Origin of the sequence: Enterobacter cloacae complex sp. AR_0002 (assembly GCF_001922365.1) — a bacterium.
Taxonomy (GTDB): domain Bacteria; phylum Pseudomonadota; class Gammaproteobacteria; order Enterobacterales; family Enterobacteriaceae; genus Enterobacter; species Enterobacter hormaechei_C.
Window position 1 is genome coordinate 3,269,467 of sequence record NZ_CP018814.1, and the last position, 23,003, is coordinate 3,292,469.

General features: G+C 59.7%; 24 protein-coding genes. 21 read left to right on the forward strand and 3 right to left on the reverse strand.

Translation table 11 applies throughout. The features are described from left to right. The first annotated feature begins 26 nt into the window (after positions 1-26). The 14 genes from phnC to phnP are packed head-to-tail and all read left to right on the forward strand — an operon-like array spanning position 27 to position 10,687. Complete coding sequence (phnC, locus tag AM329_RS16230) at positions 27-815, forward strand: phosphonate ABC transporter ATP-binding protein (RefSeq protein WP_032608263.1); 789 nt, start codon at positions 27-29, stop codon at positions 813-815. 22 nt (positions 816-837) lie between these two features. Continuing rightward, positions 838-1,854, forward strand: coding sequence for a phosphonate ABC transporter substrate-binding protein (gene phnD / locus AM329_RS16235; RefSeq protein WP_023324026.1), 1,017 nt, complete (start codon positions 838-840; stop codon positions 1,852-1,854). A gap of 53 nt (positions 1,855-1,907) precedes the next feature. Next, positions 1,908-2,687, forward strand: a complete 780-nt coding sequence (phnE, locus tag AM329_RS16240) for a phosphonate ABC transporter, permease protein PhnE (RefSeq protein ID WP_023302942.1) — start codon at positions 1,908-1,910, stop codon at positions 2,685-2,687. Between the two features lie 20 nt (positions 2,688-2,707). After that, positions 2,708-3,433, forward strand: a complete 726-nt coding sequence (gene phnF, locus AM329_RS16245; protein WP_003860215.1) for a phosphonate metabolism transcriptional regulator PhnF — start codon at positions 2,708-2,710, stop codon at positions 3,431-3,433. Continuing rightward, complete coding sequence (gene phnG, locus AM329_RS16250; protein ID WP_003860217.1) at positions 3,434-3,886, forward strand: phosphonate C-P lyase system protein PhnG; 453 nt, start codon at positions 3,434-3,436, stop codon at positions 3,884-3,886. Next, the gene (gene phnH, locus AM329_RS16255) at positions 3,883-4,467 is read left to right on the forward strand and encodes a phosphonate C-P lyase system protein PhnH (RefSeq protein ID WP_003860219.1); all 585 of its coding nucleotides are present in this window, start codon (positions 3,883-3,885) and stop codon (positions 4,465-4,467) included. Before phnG ends, phnH begins: the two co-directional genes overlap by 4 nt. After that, the gene (locus AM329_RS16260) at positions 4,467-5,531 is read left to right on the forward strand and encodes a carbon-phosphorus lyase complex subunit PhnI (RefSeq protein ID WP_032608262.1); all 1,065 of its coding nucleotides are present in this window, start codon (positions 4,467-4,469) and stop codon (positions 5,529-5,531) included. The genes phnH and AM329_RS16260 overlap by 1 nt, the downstream gene beginning before the upstream one ends. Further along, the gene (gene phnJ, locus AM329_RS16265; RefSeq protein ID WP_032608261.1) at positions 5,524-6,369 is read left to right on the forward strand and encodes an alpha-D-ribose 1-methylphosphonate 5-phosphate C-P-lyase PhnJ; all 846 of its coding nucleotides are present in this window, start codon (positions 5,524-5,526) and stop codon (positions 6,367-6,369) included. Before AM329_RS16260 ends, phnJ begins: the two co-directional genes overlap by 8 nt. After that, positions 6,366-7,121 carry a phosphonate C-P lyase system protein PhnK gene (phnK, locus tag AM329_RS16270; RefSeq protein ID WP_003860225.1) on the forward strand — a complete coding sequence of 252 codons (756 nt, stop codon included), beginning with the start codon at positions 6,366-6,368 and terminating at the stop codon, positions 7,119-7,121. Before phnJ ends, phnK begins: the two co-directional genes overlap by 4 nt. Positions 7,122-7,130: 9 nt before the next feature. Further along, complete coding sequence (gene phnL, locus AM329_RS16275; protein WP_003860227.1) at positions 7,131-7,811, forward strand: phosphonate C-P lyase system protein PhnL; 681 nt, start codon at positions 7,131-7,133, stop codon at positions 7,809-7,811. Then, the gene (gene phnM / locus AM329_RS16280) at positions 7,808-8,944 is read left to right on the forward strand and encodes an alpha-D-ribose 1-methylphosphonate 5-triphosphate diphosphatase (protein ID WP_032608259.1); all 1,137 of its coding nucleotides are present in this window, start codon (positions 7,808-7,810) and stop codon (positions 8,942-8,944) included. The genes phnL and phnM overlap by 4 nt, the downstream gene beginning before the upstream one ends. After that, the gene (phnN, locus tag AM329_RS16285) at positions 8,941-9,492 is read left to right on the forward strand and encodes a ribose 1,5-bisphosphokinase (RefSeq protein WP_086623593.1); all 552 of its coding nucleotides are present in this window, start codon (positions 8,941-8,943) and stop codon (positions 9,490-9,492) included. The genes phnM and phnN overlap by 4 nt, the downstream gene beginning before the upstream one ends. After that, positions 9,485-9,919, forward strand: coding sequence for an aminoalkylphosphonate N-acetyltransferase (phnO, locus tag AM329_RS16290; RefSeq protein ID WP_015570217.1), 435 nt, complete (start codon positions 9,485-9,487; stop codon positions 9,917-9,919). Before phnN ends, phnO begins: the two co-directional genes overlap by 8 nt. A gap of 9 nt (positions 9,920-9,928) precedes the next feature. Beyond that, positions 9,929-10,687: a phosphonate metabolism protein PhnP gene (gene phnP / locus AM329_RS16295; protein ID WP_023324021.1), complete on the forward strand. Its 759-nt coding sequence runs from the start codon at positions 9,929-9,931 to the stop codon at positions 10,685-10,687. 52 nt (positions 10,688-10,739) lie between these two features. On the opposite strand, the gene yjdP is transcribed toward phnP, so the two are convergent. Beyond that, positions 10,740-11,063, reverse strand: coding sequence for a DDRRRQL repeat protein YjdP (gene yjdP, locus AM329_RS16300; protein ID WP_023324020.1), 324 nt, complete (start codon positions 11,061-11,063; stop codon positions 10,740-10,742). A 69-nt stretch (positions 11,064-11,132) separates the two neighbouring features. After that, positions 11,133-13,412 (reverse strand): hybrid sensor histidine kinase/response regulator, encoded by a 2,280-nt coding sequence (locus AM329_RS16305; RefSeq protein ID WP_032608257.1) that lies wholly within the window; start codon positions 13,410-13,412, stop codon positions 11,133-11,135. Between the two features lie 181 nt (positions 13,413-13,593). On the opposite strand from AM329_RS16305, the gene AM329_RS16310 reads away from it, so the two are divergent. The 6 genes from AM329_RS16310 to AM329_RS16335 are packed head-to-tail and all read left to right on the forward strand — an operon-like array spanning position 13,594 to position 19,702. Further along, positions 13,594-15,108 carry a sugar ABC transporter ATP-binding protein gene (locus AM329_RS16310; RefSeq protein WP_032608256.1) on the forward strand — a complete coding sequence of 505 codons (1,515 nt, stop codon included), beginning with the start codon at positions 13,594-13,596 and terminating at the stop codon, positions 15,106-15,108. A gap of 2 nt (positions 15,109-15,110) precedes the next feature. Continuing rightward, positions 15,111-16,088 (forward strand): ribose ABC transporter permease, encoded by a 978-nt coding sequence (locus AM329_RS16315; protein WP_032608255.1) that lies wholly within the window; start codon positions 15,111-15,113, stop codon positions 16,086-16,088. Between the two features lie 46 nt (positions 16,089-16,134). Then, entirely contained in the window at positions 16,135-17,076 is a 942-nt protein-coding gene (locus tag AM329_RS16320) for an ABC transporter substrate-binding protein (protein WP_003860240.1), read from the forward strand. 49 nt (positions 17,077-17,125) lie between these two features. Then, a complete protein-coding gene (locus AM329_RS16325; protein WP_023315234.1) occupies positions 17,126-17,812 on the forward strand; it encodes a D-lyxose/D-mannose family sugar isomerase in 687 nt (228 codons plus the stop codon). Between the two features lie 10 nt (positions 17,813-17,822). Continuing rightward, on the forward strand, positions 17,823-18,683 hold the full coding sequence (locus AM329_RS16330) for a ketose 1,6-bisphosphate aldolase (RefSeq protein WP_023315233.1): 861 nt from the start codon (positions 17,823-17,825) through the stop codon (positions 18,681-18,683). Further along, a complete protein-coding gene (locus tag AM329_RS16335) occupies positions 18,683-19,702 on the forward strand; it encodes a carbohydrate kinase family protein (protein ID WP_003860244.1) in 1,020 nt (339 codons plus the stop codon). The genes AM329_RS16330 and AM329_RS16335 overlap by 1 nt, the downstream gene beginning before the upstream one ends. On the opposite strand, the gene AM329_RS16340 is transcribed toward AM329_RS16335, so the two are convergent. Next, positions 19,684-20,415, reverse strand: a complete 732-nt coding sequence (locus AM329_RS16340) for a response regulator (RefSeq protein ID WP_003860246.1) — start codon at positions 20,413-20,415, stop codon at positions 19,684-19,686. The two genes, AM329_RS16335 and AM329_RS16340, sit on opposite strands and share 19 nt — an antisense overlap. A gap of 256 nt (positions 20,416-20,671) precedes the next feature. Here AM329_RS16340 and fdhF point away from each other — a divergent pair, with 256 nt between their 5' ends. Then, positions 20,672-22,819, forward strand: a complete 2,148-nt coding sequence (fdhF, locus tag AM329_RS16350) for a formate dehydrogenase subunit alpha (RefSeq protein ID WP_077870377.1) — start codon at positions 20,672-20,674, stop codon at positions 22,817-22,819. The last annotated feature ends 184 nt before the right edge of the window (positions 22,820-23,003 follow it).

Sequence of the window (23,003 nt, forward strand, 5' to 3'; positions counted from 1 at the left end):
GCCACATTTATCGTGAGGCCGGGCACATGCAAACTGTCATTCGCGTCGAGAAACTGAGCAAAACCTTCCATCACAACAAGGCGCTGCATGCCGTTGATCTGACCGTCCAGCAGGGCGAAATGGTGGCGCTGTTGGGGCCGTCTGGTTCAGGTAAATCCACCCTTCTTCGTCACTTGAGCGGCCTGATTACCTGTGACAAAACGCCGGAAAGCCGCGTCGAACTGCTGGGGAACACCGTGCAACATGCGGGGCGTCTGGCGAGCGATATTCGCAAAAGCCGCGCTCAGACGGGCTATATCTTTCAGCAGTTCAACCTGGTGAACCGCCTGACCGTGCTCGAGAACGTGCTGATTGGCGCGCTCGGCAGCACCCCGTTCTGGCGCACCTGCCTGCGCTGGTTCTCCCTATCCCAGAAGCAAGAAGCCTTACAGGCGCTGACCCGCGTCGGCATGGCGCATTTCGCCCACCAGCGCGTCTCCACGCTCTCCGGCGGACAGCAGCAGCGCGTCGCCATTGCCCGCGCCCTGATGCAGAAAGCCAAAATTATCCTGGCCGATGAACCTATCGCCTCGCTGGATCCGGAGTCCGCCCGCATCGTGATGGAAACCCTGCGCGACATCAATCAGAACGACGGCATCACCGTGGTGGTGACGCTGCATCAGGTGGATTACGCCCTGCGCTACTGCGAGCGCATCGTCGCCCTGCGTCAGGGACATGTGTTCTTTGATGGCGCAAGCCACCAGTTTGATAACGAACGTTTTGACCATCTCTACCGCAGCGTAAACCGCGTCGAAGAGCGCGCGCAGGCTGCATAACGACCCATAACGAGGAATGGAAATGAGCTATAAAACGGTTGCCGCGCTGGCCTTCACCAGCATGTTCAGCATCAGCACCCTGTTAAGCCCGGCCCACGCCGAGGAGCAGGAAAAAGCACTGAACTTTGGCATCATTTCGACAGAATCACAGCAGAACCTGAAACCCCAGTGGGAACCGTTCCTGAAAGATATGGAAACCAAACTGGGGATCAAAGTGAACGCGTTCTTCGCCCCGGATTACGCGGGCATCATTCAGGGAATGCGCTTCAACAAAGTCGACATCGCCTGGTATGGCAACCTCTCTGCTATGGAAGCGGTAGATCGCGCGAACGGCCAGGTGTTCGCCCAGACCGTTGCGGCAGACGGCTCTCCGGGCTACTGGAGCGTGCTGATCGTTAACAAAGACAGCCCGATCAACAACCTCAACGACATGCTCGCCAAACGCAAAGAGCTGACCTTTGGTAACGGCGACCCGAACTCTACCTCCGGCTTCCTCGTCCCTGGCTACTACGTCTTCGCGAAAAACAACGTCTCCGCCAGCGACTTTAAGCGCACGGTTAACGCCAGCCACGAAACCAATGCCCTGGCCGTGGCGAATAAGCAGGTTGACGTTGCTACCAACAACACTGAAAACCTCGACAAGCTGAAGACCTCCGCGCCGGAAAAGCTGAAGGAAATCAAGGTTATCTGGAAATCACCGCTGATCCCGGGCGACCCGATCGTGTGGCGCAAAAACCTCTCCGAGAACACCAAGGACAAGGTCTACGACTTCTTTATGAACTACGGCAAAACGCCGGAAGAGAAAGCGGTTCTGGCACGTCTGGGCTGGGCACCGTTCCGCGCGTCCAGCGATTTGCAACTGGTGCCGATTCGCCAGCTGGCGCTGTTCAAGCAGATGCAGGGCGTGAAGGACAACAAAGGCCTGAAGGACGAAGAGAAGAACAGCAAAGTGTCGGAAATTCAGGCGCAGCTGGACGATCTTGACCGCCTGACCGCCGCGCTCGGCGCCATGACCAGCGTGAATAAAGCGGTGCAGTAACGCCTTTCTCCCTCTCCCTCAAGGGAGAGGGGACTAAACCCAAAGGAGCCAACATGCAAACCATCACCCTCCCGCCGCCAAAACGCAGCTGGTTCTCGCTCATAAGCTGGGCTGTTCTGCTGGCGGTGCTCGTTATCTCCTGGAAGGGCGCGGAGATGGATCCGCTGCTGCTCTTCAGGGACTCAGGCAACATGGCGACCTTCGCCGCCGACTTCTTCCCACCGGACTTCAGCCAGTGGCAGGACTACCTCGGTGAAATGGCGATCACCCTGCAAATTGCCGTCTGGGGCACCGCCCTCGCCGTGATCCTCTCCATTCCGTTTGGCCTGATGAGCGCCGAAAACATCGTGCCATGGTGGGTTTACCAGCCGATGCGCCGCCTGATGGACGCCTGTCGCGCCATCAACGAAATGGTCTTTGCGATGCTATTCGTGGTCGCCGTCGGCCTGGGTCCGTTCGCGGGCGTGATGGCGCTGTTCATCCACACCACCGGCGTGCTCTCCAAGCTGCTCTCCGAAGCGGTTGAAGCCATCGAGCCCGGCCCGGTGGAAGGCATCCGGGCAACCGGAGCGAACAAAATCGAAGAGATCCTGTACGGCGTCCTGCCGCAGGTGATGCCGTTGCTCATCTCCTATTCCCTGTACCGCTTCGAGTCCAACGTTCGCTCCGCCACCGTGGTCGGCATGGTGGGCGCAGGCGGCATTGGCGTCACCCTGTGGGAAGCGATTCGTGGTTTCCAGTTCCAGCAAACCTGCGCCCTGATGGTGCTCATCATCGTCACCGTCAGCCTGCTGGATTTCCTCTCTCAACGTTTGCGTAAGCACTTCATCTGAGAAGCGAGGCTTTGATTGGTATGCACTTATCCAGACATCCGACCAGTTACCCCACCCGCTGGCAAGAGATTGCGGCAAAGCTCGAAGTGGAGCTGCGCACGCACTATCGCTGCGGGGACTACCTGCCTGCCGAGCAGCAGCTTGCCGACCGCTACGAAGTGAATCGTCACACCCTGCGTCGTGCCATCGATCAACTGGTGGAGCGCGGCTGGGTCCAGCGTCGTCAGGGCGTCGGCGTGCTGGTGCTGATGCGTCCGTTTGACTACCCGCTTAATGCCCAGGCGCGTTTTAGCCAGAACCTTCTCGATCAGGGCAGCCACCCCACCAGCGAAAAGCTGCTGTCTGTCCTGCGCCCGGCCTCCCGCCACGTGGCGGACGCGCTGGGGATTCAGGAGGGCGACAACGTCGTTCACCTGCGCACGTTGCGCCGGGTGAACGGCGTGGCGGTCTGTCAGATCGACCACTACTTCGCGGACCTCACCCTCTGGCCCGTTCTGCAACATTTCGCCAGCGGTTCCCTGCATGATTTTCTTCAGGACGCGACGGGTATCGTGCTCAAACGCACCCAGACGCGCATCAGCGCCCGCCGCGCGCAGGCGAAAGAGAGCAAGGTGCTGGAGATCCCCAACATGGCCCCGCTGCTCTGCGTGCGCACCCTCAACCACCGTGACGGCGACGTCAACGCAACGGAATACTCCGTCAGCCTGACCCGCGCCGACATGATTGAATTTACCATGGAGCACTGAATGCACTTCGACACCTCCACTCGTCAGCGCTGGATGCGCGTGCTGGCCCACAGCCAGCCTGCTGCGCTGGCTGCCCGCATGAACGCGCTCGGCCTGACGCCGGATTACGACACGATCCGCGCGCCGGAGATCGGCCTGGTGCAGATCCAGGCACGCATGGGCGGCACCGGCGAGCGCTTCTTCGCCGGCGATGCCACCCTCACCCGCGCGGTGATCCGCCTGAAAAGCGGCACGCTGGGCTACGGCTACGTACTTGGCCGCGACAAAACGCACGCCGAGCGCTGCGCAGCTATCGACGCGCTTTTACAGGAACAGCCGCATTTTCAGACGTTAATGGAAACCCTTATTGCCCCGCTGGAAGCTGACCGCGCCGCACGCCTTGCCGCGCGTCAGGCCGAAGTAAATACCAGCCGGGTCGACTTCTTTACGCTCGTTCGCGGAGACAACGCATGACGCTTCAACCTGCTTTTACCCTGGCCGTCCAGGATGCCCAACAGAGTTTCCGTCGACTGCTGAAAGCCATGAGCGAGCCGGGCGTCATTGTCTCGCTGCACCAGCTCTCCCAGGGCTGGCTGCCGCTGAACCTCGCCTCTACCAGCGTGCTGCTGACGCTGGCGGACAACGACACCCCGGTATGGCTGTCAGGGGCATTGCTGAACGATATCGCCAGCCAGAACCTGCGCTTTCACACCAACGCGCCGCTGGTCGAGCAGCCCCAGCAGGCGGTCTTCGCCGTGGCCGACGAGCAAATCAGCCATGAACAACTTAATGCCCTGAGCGAAGGCAGCGCCGTCGCACCGGAAACCAGCGCTACGCTGATTTTGCAGGTCTCCAGCCTGAGCGGTGGCCGCATGCTACGCCTGACGGGGGCAGGGATCGCCGACGAGCGGATGGTCGCCCCCCAGCTGCCGGAGTGCATCATTCATGAGCTGACCGAGCGCCCGCATCCGTTCCCGCTCGGTATCGACCTGATCCTGACCTGCGGCGAGCGCCTGCTGGCGATCCCGAGAACCACTCACGTGGAGGTGTGCTGATGTACGTTGCCGTCAAAGGGGGCGAGAAGGCGATCGCCGCCGCCCATGCCTTGCAGGAGCACAGACGCCGGGGGGATGACGCCTTACCCGAGCTGAGCGTCGCCCAGATTGAACAGCAGTTAAACCTGGCCGTCGACCGCGTGATGACCGAAGGCGGCATCGCAGACCGCGAGCTGGCGGCGCTGGCGCTGAAACAGGCCAGCGGCGATAACGTGGAAGCCATTTTCCTGCTGCGCGCTTACCGCACTACGCTTGCGAAGCTGGCGGTAAGCGAGCCGGTGAAAACGGCGGAAATGCGTTTAGAGCGCCGTATTTCTGCGGTGTACAAAGATATTCCTGGCGGCCAGCTGCTTGGTCCGACCTACGACTACACCCATCGCCTGCTGGACTTCACTCTACTGGCGAACGGTGAAACACCGCAGCTCAGCGTCTCTGACGCTGAACAAGACGCCTCCCCGCACGTCTTTAGCCTGCTGGCAAACCAGGGGCTGGCGAAGGCGGAAGAAGACACCGGCAGCACACCGGATGACATCACCCGCACGCCGCCGGTCTATCCCTGTTCGCGCTCGTCCCGCCTGCAACAGCTGATGCGCGGCGATGAAGGGTATCTGCTGGCGCTGGCCTACTCCACGCAGCGCGGCTACGGGCGCAACCACCCGTTCGCGGCAGAGATCCGCAGCGGTTATCTCGATGTCGAAATTGTGCCGGAAGAGCTGGGTTTTGCGGTGAACATCGGCGAACTGCTGATGACCGAGTGCGAAATGGTCAACGGTTTTGTCGCGCCAGAGAATGAAGATCCGCATTTTACCCGCGGCTACGGGCTGGTGTATGGCCTGAGCGAGCGCAAGGCGATGGCGATGGCGCTGGTTGACCGTGCGCTCCAGGCGCCGGACTACGGCGAGCATATTGCAGGCCCGGCACAGGACGAAGAGTTCGTGCTGGCCCACGCGGATAACGTTGAGGCCGCCGGCTTTGTCTCGCACCTCAAGCTGCCGCACTACGTCGATTTCCAGGCCGAACTGGAACTGCTGAAACGCCTGCAACGGGAGCGCGCCAATGGCTAACTTAAGCGGCTACAACTTTGCCTATCTGGACGAGCAAACTAAACGCATGATCCGCCGCGCCATCCTTAAGGCTGTGGCGATCCCCGGCTACCAGGTGCCGTTCGGCGGCCGCGAAATGCCGATGCCCTACGGCTGGGGCACCGGCGGTATTCAGATCACCGCCAGCGTGATCGGCGAAGCGGACGTGCTGAAGGTCATCGACCAGGGGGCAGACGACACCACCAACGCCGTGTCGATCCGCAACTTCTTTAAGCGCGTAACGGGCGTCAACACCACTGAAAAAACCGAAGACGCGACGCTGATCCAGACCCGTCACCGCATTCCGGAGACCCCGCTGACTGAAGATCAGATTTTGATTTTCCAGGTGCCGATCCCGGAGCCACTGCGTTTTATCGAGCCGCGGGAAACCGAAACCCGCACCATGCACGCCCTGGAAGAGTACGGGATCATGCAGGTCAAACTGTATGAGGACATCGCCCGCTTCGGCCATATCGCCACCACCTACGCCTATCCGGTGAAGGTGAACGGCCGCTACGTGATGGACCCGTCGCCGATCCCGAAATACGATAACCCGAAGATGGACATGATGCCCGCCCTGCAACTTTTTGGTGCCGGACGGGAAAAACGCATCTACGCCGTACCGCCGTACACCCGTGTGGAGAGCCTGGATTTTGACGATCACCCGTTTACGGTGCAGGAGTGGGACGAGCCGTGCGCCATCTGCGGCTCGAAGCATAGCTATCTGGATGAAGTGGTGCTGGACGACACGGGCAAACGGATGTTTGTCTGCTCCGACACCGATTACTGCCGCCAACAGAGCGAGGCGAACAGCCAATGAAACCGCTGCTTTCGGTTAATAACCTGACTCACCTTTATGCGCCGGGCAAAGGCTTTAGCGACGTGTCGTTTGAGCTGTGGCCGGGCGAAGTGCTGGGCATTGTCGGCGAGTCCGGCTCCGGTAAAACCACCCTGCTGAAGTCCATCTCCGCGCGCCTGACGCCGCAGAATGGCGACATTTTGTATGAGGGCGTGTCGCTGTATGGCATGAGCGAAGCCGAGCGCCGCCGCCTGCTGCGCACCGAGTGGGGCGTGGTGCACCAGCACCCGATGGATGGCCTGCGCCGCCAGGTCTCGGCGGGGGGCAACATCGGCGAACGGCTGATGGCCACCGGCGCGCGCCACTACGGCAACATCCGCGCCACGGCGCAGCACTGGCTGGAAGAGGTTGAAATCCCCGCCTCGCGCATCGACGACCTGCCGACAACCTTCTCCGGCGGCATGCAGCAGCGTTTACAGATTGCCCGCAATCTCGTCACCCATCCGAAGCTGGTGTTTATGGATGAACCGACCGGTGGGCTGGACGTCTCCGTGCAGGCGCGCCTGCTGGATCTGCTGCGCGGCCTGGTGGTGGAGCTGAACCTGGCGGTAGTGATTGTCACCCACGATTTAGGCGTTGCGCGCCTGCTGGCGGACCGCCTGCTGGTGATGAAGCAGGGTCAGGTGGTGGAAAGTGGGCTGACCGATCGGGTGCTCGACGATCCCCATCATCCGTACACCCAACTGCTGGTGTCCTCGGTATTACAGAATTAAGAGGCCAACATGATCCACGTTGAAAATGTCAGTAAAACCTTTGTGCTCCACCAGCAAAACGGTGTCCGCCTGCCGGTACTGCAAAATGCCTCATTAGAGGTCAGCAACGGCGAATGCGTGGTGCTGCATGGCCATTCCGGCAGCGGAAAATCCACCCTGCTGCGCTCCCTGTACGCCAATTATCTGCCGGACGAAGGCCATATCCATATCCGCCATAACAATGAATGGGTTGATCTGGTCCAGGCTCCCGCGCGCAAAGTGCTGGAAGTACGCCGCTCGACGATCGGCTGGGTCAGCCAGTTCCTGCGGGTGATCCCGCGGATCTCCGCCCTGGACGTGGTCATGCAGCCTCTGCTGGATCTCGGCGTGCCGCGCGAAACCTGCGCCGCTAAAGCCGCCAGCCTGCTGACGCGTCTCAACGTACCGGAGCGTCTGTGGCACCTCGCCCCGTCGACCTTTTCCGGCGGCGAGCAGCAGCGCGTCAACATCGCCCGTGGCTTTATCGTCGATTACCCGATTTTACTCCTGGATGAACCCACCGCCTCGCTCGACAGTAAAAACAGCGCAGCGGTGATAGAACTGATCGAACAGGCCAAAGCGCGCGGCGCGGCGATCGTCGGGATCTTCCACGACGACGCCGTACGCCATCGCGTGGCGGACAGACTGCACCCGATGGGGACAAACGTATGATTATCAATAATGTCAGGCTGGTGCTGGAAAATGAGGTCGTGAACGGCTCGGTTGAGGTGCGGGACGGTGTCATCCGCGCCTTTGCCGAAACCCAGAGCCGCTCACCGGACGCGATGGACGGCGAAGGCGGCTGGCTGCTACCGGGGCTGATTGAGCTGCATACCGATAATCTCGATAAATTCTTCACCCCGCGCCCGAAGGTGGACTGGCCTGCGCATTCAGCGATGAGCAGCCACGACGCGCTGATGGTCGCCAGCGGCATCACCACGGTGCTGGACGCGGTGGCGATCGGCGACGTGCGCGACGGCGGCGATCGCCTGGAGAACCTGGAGAAGATGATCAACGCCGTGGAGGAGACGCAAAAGCGCGGCCTCAACCGCGCCGAGCACCGCCTGCACCTGCGCTGCGAGCTGCCGCACCACACCACCCTGCCGCTGTTTGAGAAGCTGGTGGGCCGCGAGCCGGTCTCGCTGGTTTCCCTGATGGATCACTCGCCGGGACAGCGCCAGTTCGCCAACATTGAAAAGTATCGCGAATACTATCAGGGCAAATATTCTCTCAGCGACGCGGAGATGGCCCGTTACGAAGAAGAGCAGCTGGCGCTGGCGGCCCAGTGGTCGCAGCCGAATCGCCTCTCCATTGCCGCTATGTGCCGGGACCGTAATATTGCCCTGGCCAGCCATGATGACGCCACGCACGATCACGTGCGCGAATCCCACCAGCTTGGGAGCGTGATCGCCGAATTTCCCACAACGTTCGAGGCGGCAGAAGCATCACGTAAGCATGGCATGAACGTCCTGATGGGCGCGCCGAACATCGTACGCGGCGGGTCGCACTCCGGCAACGTGGCGGCAAGCAAGCTCGCCTCGCTCGGCCTGCTGGATATCCTCTCCTCTGACTATTACCCCGCCAGCCTGGTGGACGCGGCGTTCCGGGTGGCGGACGATGAGGGCAACAGCTTCACGCTGCCACAGGCGATTCGCCTGGTGACAAAAAACCCGGCCAGCGCGCTCAACCTTCACGATCGCGGTGAGATTGCCGAAGGCAAACGGGCAGACCTGGTGCTGGCGCACCGCAAGGGCAAGCACGTTCATATCGACCACGTCTGGCGTCAGGGAAAAAGGGTGTTCTGATGGGAAGACTCATCTGGTTAATGGGCCCGTCCGGCTCCGGGAAGGACAGCCTGCTGTCGGCGTTACGGCAGCGGGAACATTCACAGCTGCTGGTAGCGCACCGCTACATTACCCGCGCGGCAAACGCCGGGAGTGAAAACCATATCGCCCTGAGCGAGCAGGAGTTTTTTACCCGCGCCGGGCAAAACCTGCTGGCGCTGAGCTGGCATGCCAACGGTTACTACTATGGCGTCGGCATCGAGATCGACCTCTGGCTGCACGCGGGCTTTGACGTGCTGGTCAACGGCTCGCGGGCGCATCTCCCGCAGGCTCACGCCCGGTACGAAGCGGCGCTGCTCCCGGTCTGTTTGCAGGTTTCCCCGGACGTTCTGCGTAGCCGGCTGCAAAAGCGGGGGCGCGAAAACGCGCGCGAGATCGACCAGCGGCTGGAACGGGCGGCGCGTTACACCCCGTCGGGTTGCCATCTCCTCAATAACGACGGAAGTTTGCTACAGTCAGTCGAGACCTTTCTATCGCTTATTCGCCAGAAGGAGAAACAGCATGCCTGACTGCCAGCTTCGCCCCGCCACCGCCGACGATGCGCCGATCGTTTACGCGCTGATCTGCGAACTTAAGCAGGCCGAGTTCGATCATCAGGCGTTTCACGCCGGGTATTTGGCCAACTTGCAGGATCACAATATGCGCTACCAGCTGGCCGAGCTGGACGGGCAGATCATCGGGATGATCGGCCTGCATATGCAGTTTCACCTGCATCACGCCCGCTGGATCGGCGAGATCCAGGAACTGGTGGTGATGCCGCAGGCGCGTGGATTAAAAGTGGGCAGCCAGCTGCTGGCCTGGGCAGAGGACGTCGCACGGCAGGCAGGCGCCGAGCTGACCGAGCTTTCCACCAGCGTGAAGCGCGTGGACGCGCACCGTTTTTATGTTCGTGAAGGGTATACGCAAAGCCATTTCCGCTTCACCAAACCGCTGTAGAGGGGCGTTATGAGTCTGACGATCACGCTGACAGGAACCGGAGGGGCGCAGCTGGTGCCGGTGTTTGGCTGCGACTGCGCGGCGTGCCGACGGGCGCGTTTACAGGAAAATTATCGCCGTCGCCCCTGTAGCGCGGCGGTGAAATTCAACGATGCGGTCACCTTGCTGGACGCGGGTATTCCACACCTGATGGACGACTGGCCTGCGGGCAGCTTCCAGCAGTTTTTGCTTACCCATTATCATATGGATCACGTTCAGGGGCTTTTCCCTCTGCGCTGGGGCGTAGGCGCCACCATTCCCGTCTACGGTCCGCCAGACGAGGCAGGCTGTGACGATCTGTTCAAACATCCGGGCATCCTGGATTTCAGCCACACGGTGGAGCCATTTGTGACGTTTGAACTTCAGGGCTTGCGGGTCACGCCGCTGCCGCTCAACCATTCAAAACTCACGTTTGGCTATCTGCTGGAGTCCGCCCACAGCCGCGTGGCGTGGCTTTCTGATACCGCCGGACTGCCGGATAAAACGGTGACGTTTCTGCTAAACAATCAGCCGCAGGCGATGATTATCGACTGTAGCCATCAACCGCGCCCGGAGACGCCGCGCAACCATTGTGATTTGAATACGGTGATTGCGCTGAACGAGGTGATTGGCTGTCCGCAGGTGATCCTGACGCATATCAGCCATCAGTTTGACGTGTGGATGATGGATAACCCGCTGCCGTCCGGCATTGAAGCGGGGTATGACGGGATGGTGCTGGTGCTGGATTAGGTTTTCTCCCTCTCCCGTGGGAGAGGGTTGGGGTGAGGGCAACAGGCCGCACTTAGCCGCGATCGTAATCGTCTTCCAACCTGCGCTCGTCCTCTTCTAACCGACGCCTGTCGTCGTCCAGCTGACGCTGACGCTCGTCTAAACGCTGGCGTCGATCTTCTAACTGTCGACGACGATCGTCGTACTGTCGGCTGTCGATTTGACGGCTGCGGTCGTAACGATCGTCGTCATCGTCATTACGGCTGCTGCCGGGGTTATAGGCGTCGTTGATCGCCTGCTGAATATTGCCAATAGCATCATCAATCACATCGGCATGCGCCAGTTGGCTGGTTAAAGTCAGCAGACCCAATAACAGAGCGGTAGAGTAACGTTTCATAAGGCCAGACTCGCAGGTGAACTGGCCTTAAAGTAATGACTGGCTGTTAACGGGAGTAGCGGAGGAATCTCAAATTACCATCACCTTCCGCAGTGCCTGCGCCAGCTGCTGGCGGGTAAACGGCTTACGCAGTAACGGAACGTCCGGCAGCTGCGGGTTATGCGCCGGGCGCAAATCCTGCCCGCTGATCAGCAGCACCGGCAACTGCGGATAGTGGCTGCGTACATGGCCGATCACCTCCGCACCGCTCAGGCCGCCCGGCAGCATCAGGTCGCTGATAAACATGCCGATATCCGGTGATGCGTCCAGCATGTTCAGCGCCTGCTCGCCGTTTTCGGCTTCGAGCGTCAGGTAGCCAAGCTGGTGCAGTTGCTCACACAGGGTCTGCCGCACGCCCGCCTCATCTTCCAGGACCAGCACAAGCAGCTCACTTTCTGTCGGGGCCGTGGTCGCCAGCGCGGCATCATTGGAGAACGCGGGCAGCGTCGAGCGCGGCAGCTGGAGCCGCACGGTGGTTCCCTGCCCCGGCGCGCTTTCGATCTCAACGCGCCCCCCGGACTGACGCACAAAGCCGTACACCATCGACAGCCCTAATCCGCTGCCGCTGCCGGTCTGTTTGGTGGTAAAGAACGGTTCAAAGACCTGAGATTTCACCTCCTGCGACATCCCACAGCCGTGGTCAATCACCTCCAGCGCGACCATATCCTGCCTGCGCCCGTCGCTGCGGGTCACACGCTGGTTCCAGGTGCGGATTTTAATCACACCGTTTTGCCCCTCCATTGCATCACGGGCGTTCATCACCAGGTTGATAATGGCGTTTTCCAGCTGGCTGACGTCAATCCATGCGGGCCAGGCCGGGGTTTGCGCTTCAATATCCAGCGTCAGCGTGGCGGGAAGGGAGTGCCGCATCAGCTCGCTCAGGTTCTCCAGCAGCGGCTTCATCTCTACCGCATGGGGTTGCAGGGATTGCTTGCGCGAGAAGGCCAGCAGACGCTGGGTGAGCATGGCCCCGCGTTCCGCGGCTTTGAGCGCACGAGTGATGCGCGGCGCGTCCGGTGACGCTGAATCGGTCAGCTCCAGACTGCCGATAATCACCGCCAGCAGGTTATTAAAATCATGCGCCAGACCGCCCGTCAGTTGCCCGACCGCCTTCATTTTCTGGCTGTGCAGCAGCGCCTCCTCCAGCCCCTGACGTTCGATGCGGTCGACCTCCATCTGCGAGGTCTTCTCCTTAAGCAGCCGCGTGGTGTGCTCCAGCGAAGCGGTATTGCGTGCAAAAACGTTAAACGCGCGCGCCAGTTCCCCCAGCTCATCACGCCGCTGTAGTGCGGGCACCGACACATTCTGCTCTCCGTGAGCGAGACGCGACATTGCCCTTGAGATAGCCGTCAGGTTGGAGCCCAGATTGCGATAAATATACCAGCAGGCGCAGCCGGTGATGATCAGCGCCAGCACCGCGAAAACGCTGATAAACACGCTGATGGAGCGCAGCTCCTGGTGACTTTGGGCGGTACGCAGCCGGGAGGCCTGTGCCACCTGTTCAACGTACTGATTGATGTCGCGGTTTAATATCGCTACCAGCGCCTTGATGTGGAACATGTACCAGCTGATGGACAGATCGCTCTCTTCCAGCTGCTTCGACAGTGGCGCGAGCTTGCGCAGCTCATCATTAAAATCCGGGAGCACCAGGTTGACCACCGGTTGCAGGGCGCTCGCGGGTAACATCGCGGTTACTGCATCCAGCTGCTGCACCGTGGCGCGCGGTGAAGGGGTATCAATGGCGGCAACGATCAGCCTGTCCATCTCAGCAAGCTGCCGGGGGTCTGGCACATTGCTCGCGTAACGACGGTTGATATCCTGCAAATGACGCAGGTAGCTTTGGCTTTGATACAGCGCGCTGAGCAGCGCGTTACGCTCCAGATGCCGTTTTTGCCCGCGCTCCAGCATTCCCGTCACGCTCTGCTGTAACTCATTGCTCCTGCGAATAATACGCGTCACCAGCGCCGGCTCCTGCTGCGCCAGCGGCGCATCGGCAAGCTGCTCCAGCGAGTGGCGCAGCGCCATCTGCGTCTGTTTAAGCCGCTCAGCTTCGCCTTTGTACTCCAGCGCACCGACCACCTGCGACAGCCGCACCGCCGCCGTTGCCACATTGGCCGTGTCGCGCGCGAGGTTCATGCTGCCGGTCATGTCATCCAGCGTTTGCTGCTGCACCTGCTCCTGGATCTGGCTGGCATGACGAAAGCCGAGCACCGCCACGCCGCTGACCATCAGCGTTACCGCCACCACCAGCAGGTTAAATATCAGCAGGCGACCGCGGGCGCTGGTGAAGAACGGGGGGCGTGATGGCATGGGTTTGGGCTCCTCTGCGGTTTGGTGCCCTCACCCTGGCCCTCTCCCACAGGGAGAGGGAAAAGGAAAATGTGATGGCGATTAGCTATTCATAACTATGACAAATATGAACAGCTTCTGACATTTTGCATTTACGCGCCTGTGATGAAGTGCAGATATCGACATTCACAGGAGATCCGCCATGAGCAGAACCCCGGTTTTAGAGATGCGCCACATTGCCAAAACCTTTGGCAATTTCCACGCGCTCAAGGGCGTGGATTTGACGGTTTTCCCCGGTGAGATCCACGCGCTGATGGGGGAAAACGGCGCCGGAAAGAGCACGCTGATGAAGATCCTCGCAGGCGCCTATACCGCCAGCAGCGGCGACATCCTCATCGACGGTCAGCCGTTTCACATCAAAGGGCCGAAGGATGCGCTGGCCGCAGGCATTACCCTGATTTATCAGGAGATGCAGCTTGCTCCTAACCTGACCGTGGCGGAAAACATTTTTCTCGGTAGCGAGCTGTCGCGCGGCGGGCTGGTCCAGCGCAAAGAGATGGCTGCCCAGGCCCAGGCGGTCATTGACCGTCTGGGCGCGCAGTTCAGCGCCACCGACCTGGTCATGAAACTGACCATCGCCGAGCAACAGCAGGTGGAGATCGCCCGCGCGCTGCACCGCAACAGCCGCATTCTGGTGATGGACGAACCTACCGCCGCCCTCTCCTCACGCGAAACCCACCGTCTGTTCGAACTGATTTTGCGCCTGCGCGATGAAGGGATGGCGATTATCTACATCAGCCACCGCATGGCGGAAGTGTATGAACTCTCTGACCGCGTCAGCGTGCTACGCGACGGGCAATACGTCGGCAGCCTGACGCGCGACAAGCTCAACGCCTCCGAGCTGGTGCGCATGATGGTGGGTCGTCCGTTAAGCGACCTGTTCAACAAAGAGCGCGATATTCCGCTCGGCAGCCCGCGTCTGAACGTGCATCACCTCACGGATGGCAAAAAAGTGCAGCCGTGCAGTTTGCAGGTTCGCTCCGGTGAAATCGTCGGGCTGGCAGGGCTGGTCGGCGCCGGGCGTTCTGAGCTGGCGCAGCTGATCTTCGGCGTGCGCAAAGCCACCGGCGGCATGATTGAGGTGGACGGCGAACCGGTGGTGATCCACTCCCCGCGCGCGGCCATTGATAACGGCATCGGTTTTCTCACCGAGAACCGCAAGGAGCAGGGGCTATTTCTGGAGCTGGCGGCGCAGGAGAACATCACCATGGCGACGCTGGAGCGCGACGCCACCTTCGGCTGGCTGAACCGCAAAAAAGCGCAGTCGATTTCCGATGACGCCATCGCCCTGCTCAATATCCGCGTGCCGCATTCTCAGGTGCGCGCAGGCGGGCTCTCCGGCGGCAACCAGCAAAAACTGCTGATCTCCCGCTGGGTGGCGATAGGCCCGCGCATTCTGATTCTGGACGAACCCACGCGCGGCGTGGACGTCGGGGCAAAAAGCGAGATCTACCGCATCATGAACCAGATGGCGCGCAAAGGGGTGGCGATCCTGATGATCTCCAGCGAGCTGCCGGAAGTAGTAGGAATGAGCGACCGGGTGTACGTGATGCGGGAAGGCAGCATTGCGGGTGAACTGCACGGGCGCGACATCTCTCAGGAAAACATCATGACGCTGGCAACCGGCGTGAACGACACACATCATCAGGCGGTGTAATTATGACAACTCCAACCCATCCGCAGCAGGTGGCGAAATCCGCCTCTGCCAAAAAAATGCTGATGAGCGATCTGATGCAAACGATCGGCATTTTGCCGATTTTAATCCTGATTGTGGCTGTATTTGGCTTTATCGCTCCGAACTTTTTCACAGAAAGTAACCTGCTCAATATTACCCGGCAGGCGTCGATCAACATTGTTCTGGCGGCCGGGATGACCTTCATCATCCTGACCGGCGGGATTGACCTCTCCGTGGGCTCGATTCTGGGCACCACGGCGGTGGCGGCGATGGTGGTCTCGCTTATCCCTGAATTTGCGATGCTCTCCATTCCGGCGGCGCTAATGCTCGGTATGGTACTGGGGCTGTTCAACGGCGCGCTGGTGGCCTTCGCCGGACTTCCGCCATTTATCGTCACGCTCGGCACCTACACGGCGCTGCGCGGCGCGGCCTACCTGCTGGCGGACGGCACGACGGTCATTAACTCCAACATCAACTTCGAGTGGATCGGCAATAACTACCTCGGCCCGATCCCCTGGCTGGTTGTGATCGCCCTGGCGGTGATTGTGGTGTGCTGGTTTATTCTGCGTCGCACAACCCTCGGCGTTCACATCTATGCGGTCGGCGGCAATATGCAGGCGGCGCGCTTAACGGGCATTAAGGTCTGGCTGGTGCTGCTGTTTGTCTACGGCATGAGCGGCCTGCTCTCCGGTCTCGGCGGCGTCATGAGCGCTTCACGTCTCTACAGCGCCAATGGCAACCTCGGCACGGGGTATGAGCTGGATGCAATTGCGGCGGTGATCCTCGGCGGCACCAGCTTCGTCGGCGGGATCGGCACGATCACCGGCACGCTGGTCGGTGCCTTGATCATCGCCACCCTCAACAACGGCATGACGCTGATGGGCGTCTCCTACTTCTGGCAGCTGGTGATCAAAGGGGCGGTGATCATCATTGCGGTGCTGATCGACAAATACCGTACCTGACACCATCAAAGTGCATAACAACAATACCCTACGTGAGGAATACAGCATGAGATTGAAGCCCTTAGTGACCGCGCTCTGTGCTGGCGCGCTGCTGGCCGCAACCCCGTTTGCGCAGGCAAAAGATCTGAAATCCATCGGCGTGACGGTGGGCGACCTGGCTAACCCGTTCTTCGTGCAGATCACCAAAGGTGCCGAGCTGGAAGCGCGCAAGCTGGCGGGGGACAACGTCAAGGTGACGCTGGTCTCCAGCGGGTACGATCTGGGCCAGCAGGTGTCGCAGATTGATAACTTCATTGCGGCGAAAGTGGACATGATCATCCTCAACGCCGCGGATTCCAAAGGGATCGGCCCGGCGGTAAAACGCGCCAAAGAGGCGGGGATCGTGGTCGTGGCGGTTGACGTGGCGGCGGAAGGGGCCGATGCGACCATCACCTCCGATAACACCCAGGCGGGTGAGATGGCCTGTAAGTACATTACCGACCGCCTGAAAGGTAAAGGCAACGTGGTGATCATCAACGGGCCGCCGGTTTCTGCGGTACAAAACCGCGTGGAGGGCTGCCAGACCGAGTTCAGGCGCCACCCGGATATCAAAGTGCTCTCGGATAACCAGAACGCCAAAGGCAGCCGTGAAGGCGGGCTGGAGGTCATGACCTCCCTGCTGGCGGCTAATCCGAAGATAGACGGCGTATTCGCGATTAACGATCCTACCGCGATCGGCGCCGATCTGGCCGCGAAGCAGGCGCAGCGCAACGAGTTCTTTATCGTTGGTGTGGATGGCAGCCCGGACGGTGAAGAAGCCCTGAAGCGCGAAAACTCCCTGTTTGTGGCGACGCCAGCGCAGGATCCGCAGGTGATGGCGGCGAAGGCGGTGGAGATCGGCTATGACATTCTTCAGGGCAAACCTGCGCCGAAAGAGCCTGTGCTGATCCCGGTGACGATGATCGATAAAAAGAACGTCGGCACGTATAAGGGGTGGACGGTTAAATGATCCTTTTCCCTCTCCCACCGGGAGAGGGAACTGTTTTCAAGGAGTCCCCATGAAACGCTCCGACATCAATGAAATCCTCGGCCATACGCGGCAGTTCTTCTCCATGCACGACGTGCATCTCCCGCCTTTTGCCAGCTTTCCGCCGACAAAATGGCAGCAGCTTGACCAGGCCGCATGGCAGGAGGTGTTTGACCTCAGGCTCGGCTGGGACGTGACGGCATTTGGTGGCAACAACTTCGCTGCACAGGGGTTAACGCTGTTCACCCTGCGCAACGGCTCCCCCAACGGCGTGCCCTATGAAAAGTGCTATGCCGAAAAAATCATGCACGTCCGCGACGGCCAGGTGACGCCGATGCATTTTCACTGGCGCAAGCGGGAGGACATCATTAACCGCGGCGGCGGGAATCTGATTATTGAGTTATGGAATGCGGGCGCGCATGAAGAGACCGAAAACACCGACGTGACCGTTACCGTCGACGGCTGTCGGCAGACGCACACGCCCGGCAGCCAGCTGCGCCTCACACCAGGGGAGAGCATCTGCCTGACGCCCGGCCTGTACCACAGTTTCTGGGGTGAACGCGGCTTTGGCGACGTGCTGGTGGGCGAAGTGTCGTCGGTCAATGACGATGAACACGACAACCACTTTTTACAGCCCATTGACCGCTACAACACCATTGAAGAAGACGAACCGGCGGTGCTGGTGCTGTGCAACGAGTACAACCTGTTTCGGATATAAGGAGTGAATGATGCCATTGATTTCTCTTGCCGATGGTCTGGCCCACGCCAGGGAACACCGCTACGCCCTGGGCGCGTTCAACGTGCTCGACTCCCACTTCCTGCGCGCGCTGTTTGCCGCCGCGAAGCAGGAACGCTCGCCGTTTATCATCAACATCGCCGAAGTGCATTTTAAGTACGTGTCTCTGGAGTCGCTTGTCGAAGCAGTGAAGTTCGAAGCCGCCCGTCACGATATTCCCGTGGTGCTTAACCTCGACCACGGGCTGCATTTTGAGGCCGTCGTGCGCGCCCTGCGCTTAGGGTTCAGCTCGGTGATGTTCGACGGCTCGACGCTGAGCTATGAGGAAAATATCCGCCAGACGCGGGAAGTGGTGAAGATGTGCCATGCGGTGGGCGTCTCGGTAGAGGCGGAGCTGGGCGCGGTCGGGGGTGATGAAGGGGGCGCGCTTTACGGGCATGCGGATGAAGCCTTCTTCACCGATCCGCAGCTGGCGCGCGAGTTTGTCGATTTAACCGGTATCGACGCGCTGGCGGTCGCCATTGGCAACGCGCACGGCAAATACAAGGGCGAGCCGAAGCTTGATTTCCCGCGTCTGGACGCCATTCGACGGCAGACGGGCCTGCCACTGGTTTTACACGGCGGCTCTGGCATAAGCGATACTGATTTCCGCCGCGCCATCGAGCTGGGCATTCATAAAATCAACTTTTATACCGGCATGTCGCAGGCCGCGCTCGCCGCCGTTGAGCAGCGCATGGCAAACCGCCAGCCGCTGTACGATGAATTTGCAGAGCTGCTGCTGGGCATTGAAGAGGCCATTACCGATACGGTTGCGGAACAGATGCGCATCTTCGGCAGCGCGGGGCAGGCATAATGGAACGCAAAGGGATTATCGCCGCAGGCAACATGCTGGTGGATCACGTCCACCAGATCGTACAGTGGCCGGAGCGCGGCTGGCTGGCGGAAATCACCCACAGTGAGCGCTCAACCGGCGGTGCGCCGCTCAACGTTCTGCTGACGCTGGCGAAAATGCACGTCGGCCTGCCGTTACAGGCGGTGGGGCTGATTGGGGAAGACAGCGACGGAGACTATATTCTGGCGATGCTCGACCAGTATCACGTCAATCGCCAGCGCGTGCAGCGTACAACGTTCGCCCCAACGTCGATGTCGCAGGTGATGACCGACCCCAGCGGACAGCGCACTTTTTTCCACTCGCCGGGCGCCAACCGCCTGTTGGATCTTCCCGCCTTCGATCGTTTAGACGGATCGCTGAAGATCTTCCATCTCGGCTACCTGCTGCTGCTCGACAGCCTGGACATGCCGGACGAGGAATTTGGCACCCGCAGCGCGCGGTTACTGGCACAGATGCGCGATCAGGGGTATGAAACCTCGCTCGATCTGGTGTCCCGCAAGGGCGATCCGCGCTATCAGCCGCTGGTGCTCCCTGCCCTGCGCCATCTTGATTATCTGGTGATTAACGAGCTGGAAGCCGGTGAGTTTAGCGGGCTTGAGATCCGTGACGGCCATGATGCGCTGAACATGGCCCATATCGCCGACGCTGCCACACAACTGCTGGCGGCAGGCGTGCGGCAGCGGGTGGTGATCCACTGTCCGGAAGGGGCATGGGGTGAAGCGCCGGGTGAAAAAGGGCAATGGGTTCCGTCGTGGAAGCTGACGCAGGACGAGATTATCGGCAGCGTCGGCGCGGGCGACGCGTTTTGCGCGGGCTTTTTATACGGCTGCCATGAATCCCTGCCGCTGACGGAGAGTATTTATCTGGCGCACGCCTGCGCGCGGGCCAGCCTGCTGGCGGCTAATGCAATTGACGGCGCGAAAACGCTGGCCGAGCTTCAGGCGTTTATTCAGGAGAACGGTCAGGCGGCTTTCTCATGATGGGAAACGTCCGTGGCAAAAACATAGCCCAGACCGCGAATGGTTTTGATCAGCAGAGGCTGGTGCGGATTGACCTCAATTTTTCGCCGTAGCCGCATGATCAACACGTCGATAGTGCGGTCAAAGACCTCGGCGCTTTCGCTGTGGGTCAGCTTCAGCAGCTGTTCACGACTCAGTACCCGGCGGGCGTTTTGCGTTAATGCCAGCAGCAGGCCATATTCGCCTTGTGTTAACGGCACGGTATTACGCTGCGGATCGCTCAGCTCGCAGCGGGTGGTGTCCAGCGTCCAGCCGTTAAAGGCAATACCTTCAACGCGCGGCGCGGCAGGCTCCGCGTCCAGCGCGCCGGTACGACGCAGCACCGCCTTAACGCGGGCGACCACCACGCGCGGATTGAACGGTTTTCCGATGTAATCATCAGCGCCCATTTCCAGCCCGACGACCACATCTGATTCACTTCCCAGCCCCGTCAGCATTACCACCGGTAGCGATGGTCGCTGCTTTTGCAGTTGCAGTAAAACCTGTAATCCGTTGATATCCGGCAGCATCATGTCCAGCAGAACCAGCGCAATGCCGGAGTCCTGCTGGACACGGTTCACCGCGTCCTGCCCAGAGTGACACGTCAGTACGGTAAAGACGTGCTCGCTGAGCACATCCTGTAGCAGTTCGCAGACTGCGACATCATCGTCAACCACCAGAATCGCCGGTTTCATCGCATGCTTCCGTCAGGGAATTATGTTAAGTCTGAACCATTCTGCCGCCGGCTCCAGCCGAATTGTTTTTTACGTGACGGAAATTCAATCCATGTCACATCCCCTGCCCTTTCGACACGTCAATTTTGACGATTGGCTGTTTTTCGTCAGGGTTTTGCCCCGCAAAGGGTCGTAAAGTCAGGAAATACCCATAATAAAAACATGGCATAGAAGCTGCATATTGGGCAGGTAAGAACTGTTTAACTGGAGCAAAGTGATGAAAAAAGTCGTCACGGTTTGCCCTTATTGTGCCTCAGGTTGCAAGATCCACCTGGTGGTCAATAACGGCAAAATCGTCCGGGCGGAAGCGGCGCAGGGTAAAACCAATCAGGGCACGCTGTGCCTGAAAGGATATTACGGCTGGGATTTTATTAACGATACCCAAATCCTCACCCCGCGCCTGAAAACCCCTATGATCCGCCGCGAGCGCGGCGGCAAGCTGGAAGCCGTCTCCTGGAATGAAGCGCTGGATTACGTCGCCACGCGCCTCAGCGCCATCAAGGCCAAGTATGGCCCGGATGCGATTCAGACCACCGGCTCCTCACGCGGAACCGGGAATGAAACCAACTATGTGATGCAAAAATTCGCGCGCGCCGTTATTGGTACCAATAACGTCGACTGCTGCGCTCGCGTCTGACACGGCCCATCGGTTGCAGGTCTGCACCAGTCGGTCGGTAACGGCGCAATGAGTAATGCCATCAACGAGATAGATAATACCGATCTCGTCTTCATCTTTGGTTATAACCCGGCGGATTCTCACCCTATCGTCGCGAACCACGTTATTCGCGCTAAACAGAATGGGGCGAAAATCATCGTCTGCGATCCGCGCAAAATTGAAACCGCGCGCATTGCGGATATGCACATTGCATTGAAAAACGGTTCAAACATCGCGCTGTTGAACGCAATGGGGCACGTCATTATTGAGGAGAACCTGTACGACCAGGCGTTTGTCGCGACCCGTACAGAAGGCTTTGAAGAGTATAAGAAAATAGTCGAGGGCTATACGCCTGAATCCGTCGAAGCGATAACCGGCGTCAGCGCGCAGGAGATTCGTCAGGCGGCCAGAATGTATGCCGGGGCAAAAACCGCCGCCATTCTCTGGGGCATGGGCGTGACCCAGTTCTACCAGGGCGTGGAAACCGTGCGCTCGCTCACCAGCCTCGCCATGCTGACCGGCAATCTGGGTAAAGCGCATGTGGGCGTGAACCCGGTGCGTGGTCAGAATAACGTGCAGGGTGCGTGTGATATGGGCGCGCTGCCGGACACCTATCCGGGCTACCAGTACGTCAAATTCCCGGAAAACCGCGAGAAGTTTGCGAAGGCCTGGGGCGTGGAGAGCCTGCCGGCACACACCGGGTATCGCATCAGCGAGCTGCCGCACCGCGCGGCGCACGGTGAAGTGCGTGCGGCCTACATCATGGGTGAAGATCCGCTCCAGACCGACGCCGAACTGTCCGCAGTGCGCAAAGGCTTTGAGGATCTGGAGCTGGTGATTGTTCAGGATATCTTTATGACCAAAACCGCGGCAGCGGCGGATGTGATTTTGCCGTCGACCTCCTGGGGCGAGCATGAAGGTGTCTATACGGCGGCAGACCGCGGCTTCCAGCGCTTCTTCAAGGCCGTCGAGCCGAAATGGGATCTGAAAACGGACTGGCAGATCATCAGCGAAATCGCCACCCGCATGGGCTACCCGATGCACTACAACAACACCCAGGAGATCTGGGACGAGTTGCGGCATCTGTGCCCGGACTTTTATGGGGCAACCTATGAAAAAATGGGTGAGCTGGGCTACATCCAGTGGCCGTGCCGGGATGAGTCAGAATCCGATCAGGGGACGTCATACCTCTTTAAAGAGAAGTTCGACACCCCGAACGGGCTGGCGCAGTTCTTCACCTGCGACTGGGTCGCGCCGATCGATAAGCTCACCGACGAGTATCCGATGGTGCTCTCCACCGTGCGTGAAGTGGGCCACTACTCCTGCCGTTCCATGACCGGCAACTGCGCCGCGCTGGCGGCGCTGGCGGATGAACCGGGTTACGCGCAGATCAACACCGCCGATGCCGAACGGCTCGGTATTGAAGATGAAGCGCTGGTGTGGGTGAATTCGCGTAAAGGCCGCATCATTACCCGCGCGCAGGTCAGCGACCGTCCGAACAAAGGGGCAGTCTATATGACCTACCAGTGGTGGATTGGCGCCTGCAACGAGCTGGTGACCGAGAACTTAAGCCCGATAACCAAAACGCCGGAGTATAAATACTGCGCCGTAAACGTGGAGCCCATTGCGGATCAACACGCTGCGGAACAGTATGTGATCGACGAATATAACAAGCTGAAAGCCCGACTGCGCGAAAGCGCAATGGGTTGAAGCCGTTAATTTATCGTTGAATAAAGGGAGTGATATATTCACTCCCTTTTTATTTCCGATTAATTCATAAGAAATAGAAATTATTATTCTGGAAAGCGGCTCGCAGAAATAATGTAATTTACGCAGAATAGAATTACATCTTTGCATTTTAATTCAGAGGGATAAGATGTGCGGCGGGTGCTTA

Excerpts from the sequence above, each read along its gene's own strand:
- AM329_RS16310 (WP_032608256.1), top strand. The coding sequence starts at position 13,594 with ATGAGCAGAACCCCGGTTTTAGAGATGCGCCACATTGCCAAAACCTTT.
- phnO (WP_015570217.1), top strand. The coding sequence starts at position 9,485 with ATGCCTGACTGCCAGCTTCGCCCCGCCACCGCCGACGATGCGCCGATC.
- phnP (WP_023324021.1), top strand. The coding sequence starts at position 9,929 with ATGAGTCTGACGATCACGCTGACAGGAACCGGAGGGGCGCAGCTGGTG.
- AM329_RS16340 (WP_003860246.1), bottom strand. The coding sequence starts at position 20,415 with ATGAAACCGGCGATTCTGGTGGTTGACGATGATGTCGCAGTCTGCGAA.
- phnM (WP_032608259.1), top strand. The coding sequence starts at position 7,808 with ATGATTATCAATAATGTCAGGCTGGTGCTGGAAAATGAGGTCGTGAAC.
- AM329_RS16325 (WP_023315234.1), top strand. The coding sequence starts at position 17,126 with ATGAAACGCTCCGACATCAATGAAATCCTCGGCCATACGCGGCAGTTC.
- AM329_RS16330 (WP_023315233.1), top strand. The coding sequence starts at position 17,823 with ATGCCATTGATTTCTCTTGCCGATGGTCTGGCCCACGCCAGGGAACAC.
- phnF (WP_003860215.1), top strand. The coding sequence starts at position 2,708 with ATGCACTTATCCAGACATCCGACCAGTTACCCCACCCGCTGGCAAGAG.
- phnC (WP_032608263.1), top strand. The coding sequence starts at position 27 with ATGCAAACTGTCATTCGCGTCGAGAAACTGAGCAAAACCTTCCATCAC.
- phnD (WP_023324026.1), top strand. The coding sequence starts at position 838 with ATGAGCTATAAAACGGTTGCCGCGCTGGCCTTCACCAGCATGTTCAGC.
- AM329_RS16335 (WP_003860244.1), top strand. The coding sequence starts at position 18,683 with ATGGAACGCAAAGGGATTATCGCCGCAGGCAACATGCTGGTGGATCAC.
- phnG (WP_003860217.1), top strand. The coding sequence starts at position 3,434 with ATGCACTTCGACACCTCCACTCGTCAGCGCTGGATGCGCGTGCTGGCC.
- AM329_RS16260 (WP_032608262.1), top strand. The coding sequence starts at position 4,467 with ATGTACGTTGCCGTCAAAGGGGGCGAGAAGGCGATCGCCGCCGCCCAT.
- AM329_RS16315 (WP_032608255.1), top strand. The coding sequence starts at position 15,111 with ATGACAACTCCAACCCATCCGCAGCAGGTGGCGAAATCCGCCTCTGCC.
- phnJ (WP_032608261.1), top strand. The coding sequence starts at position 5,524 with ATGGCTAACTTAAGCGGCTACAACTTTGCCTATCTGGACGAGCAAACT.
- AM329_RS16305 (WP_032608257.1), bottom strand. The coding sequence starts at position 13,412 with ATGCCATCACGCCCCCCGTTCTTCACCAGCGCCCGCGGTCGCCTGCTG.
- phnH (WP_003860219.1), top strand. The coding sequence starts at position 3,883 with ATGACGCTTCAACCTGCTTTTACCCTGGCCGTCCAGGATGCCCAACAG.
- phnK (WP_003860225.1), top strand. The coding sequence starts at position 6,366 with ATGAAACCGCTGCTTTCGGTTAATAACCTGACTCACCTTTATGCGCCG.
- AM329_RS16320 (WP_003860240.1), top strand. The coding sequence starts at position 16,135 with ATGAGATTGAAGCCCTTAGTGACCGCGCTCTGTGCTGGCGCGCTGCTG.
- yjdP (WP_023324020.1), bottom strand. The coding sequence starts at position 11,063 with ATGAAACGTTACTCTACCGCTCTGTTATTGGGTCTGCTGACTTTAACC.
- phnL (WP_003860227.1), top strand. The coding sequence starts at position 7,131 with ATGATCCACGTTGAAAATGTCAGTAAAACCTTTGTGCTCCACCAGCAA.
- phnE (WP_023302942.1), top strand. The coding sequence starts at position 1,908 with ATGCAAACCATCACCCTCCCGCCGCCAAAACGCAGCTGGTTCTCGCTC.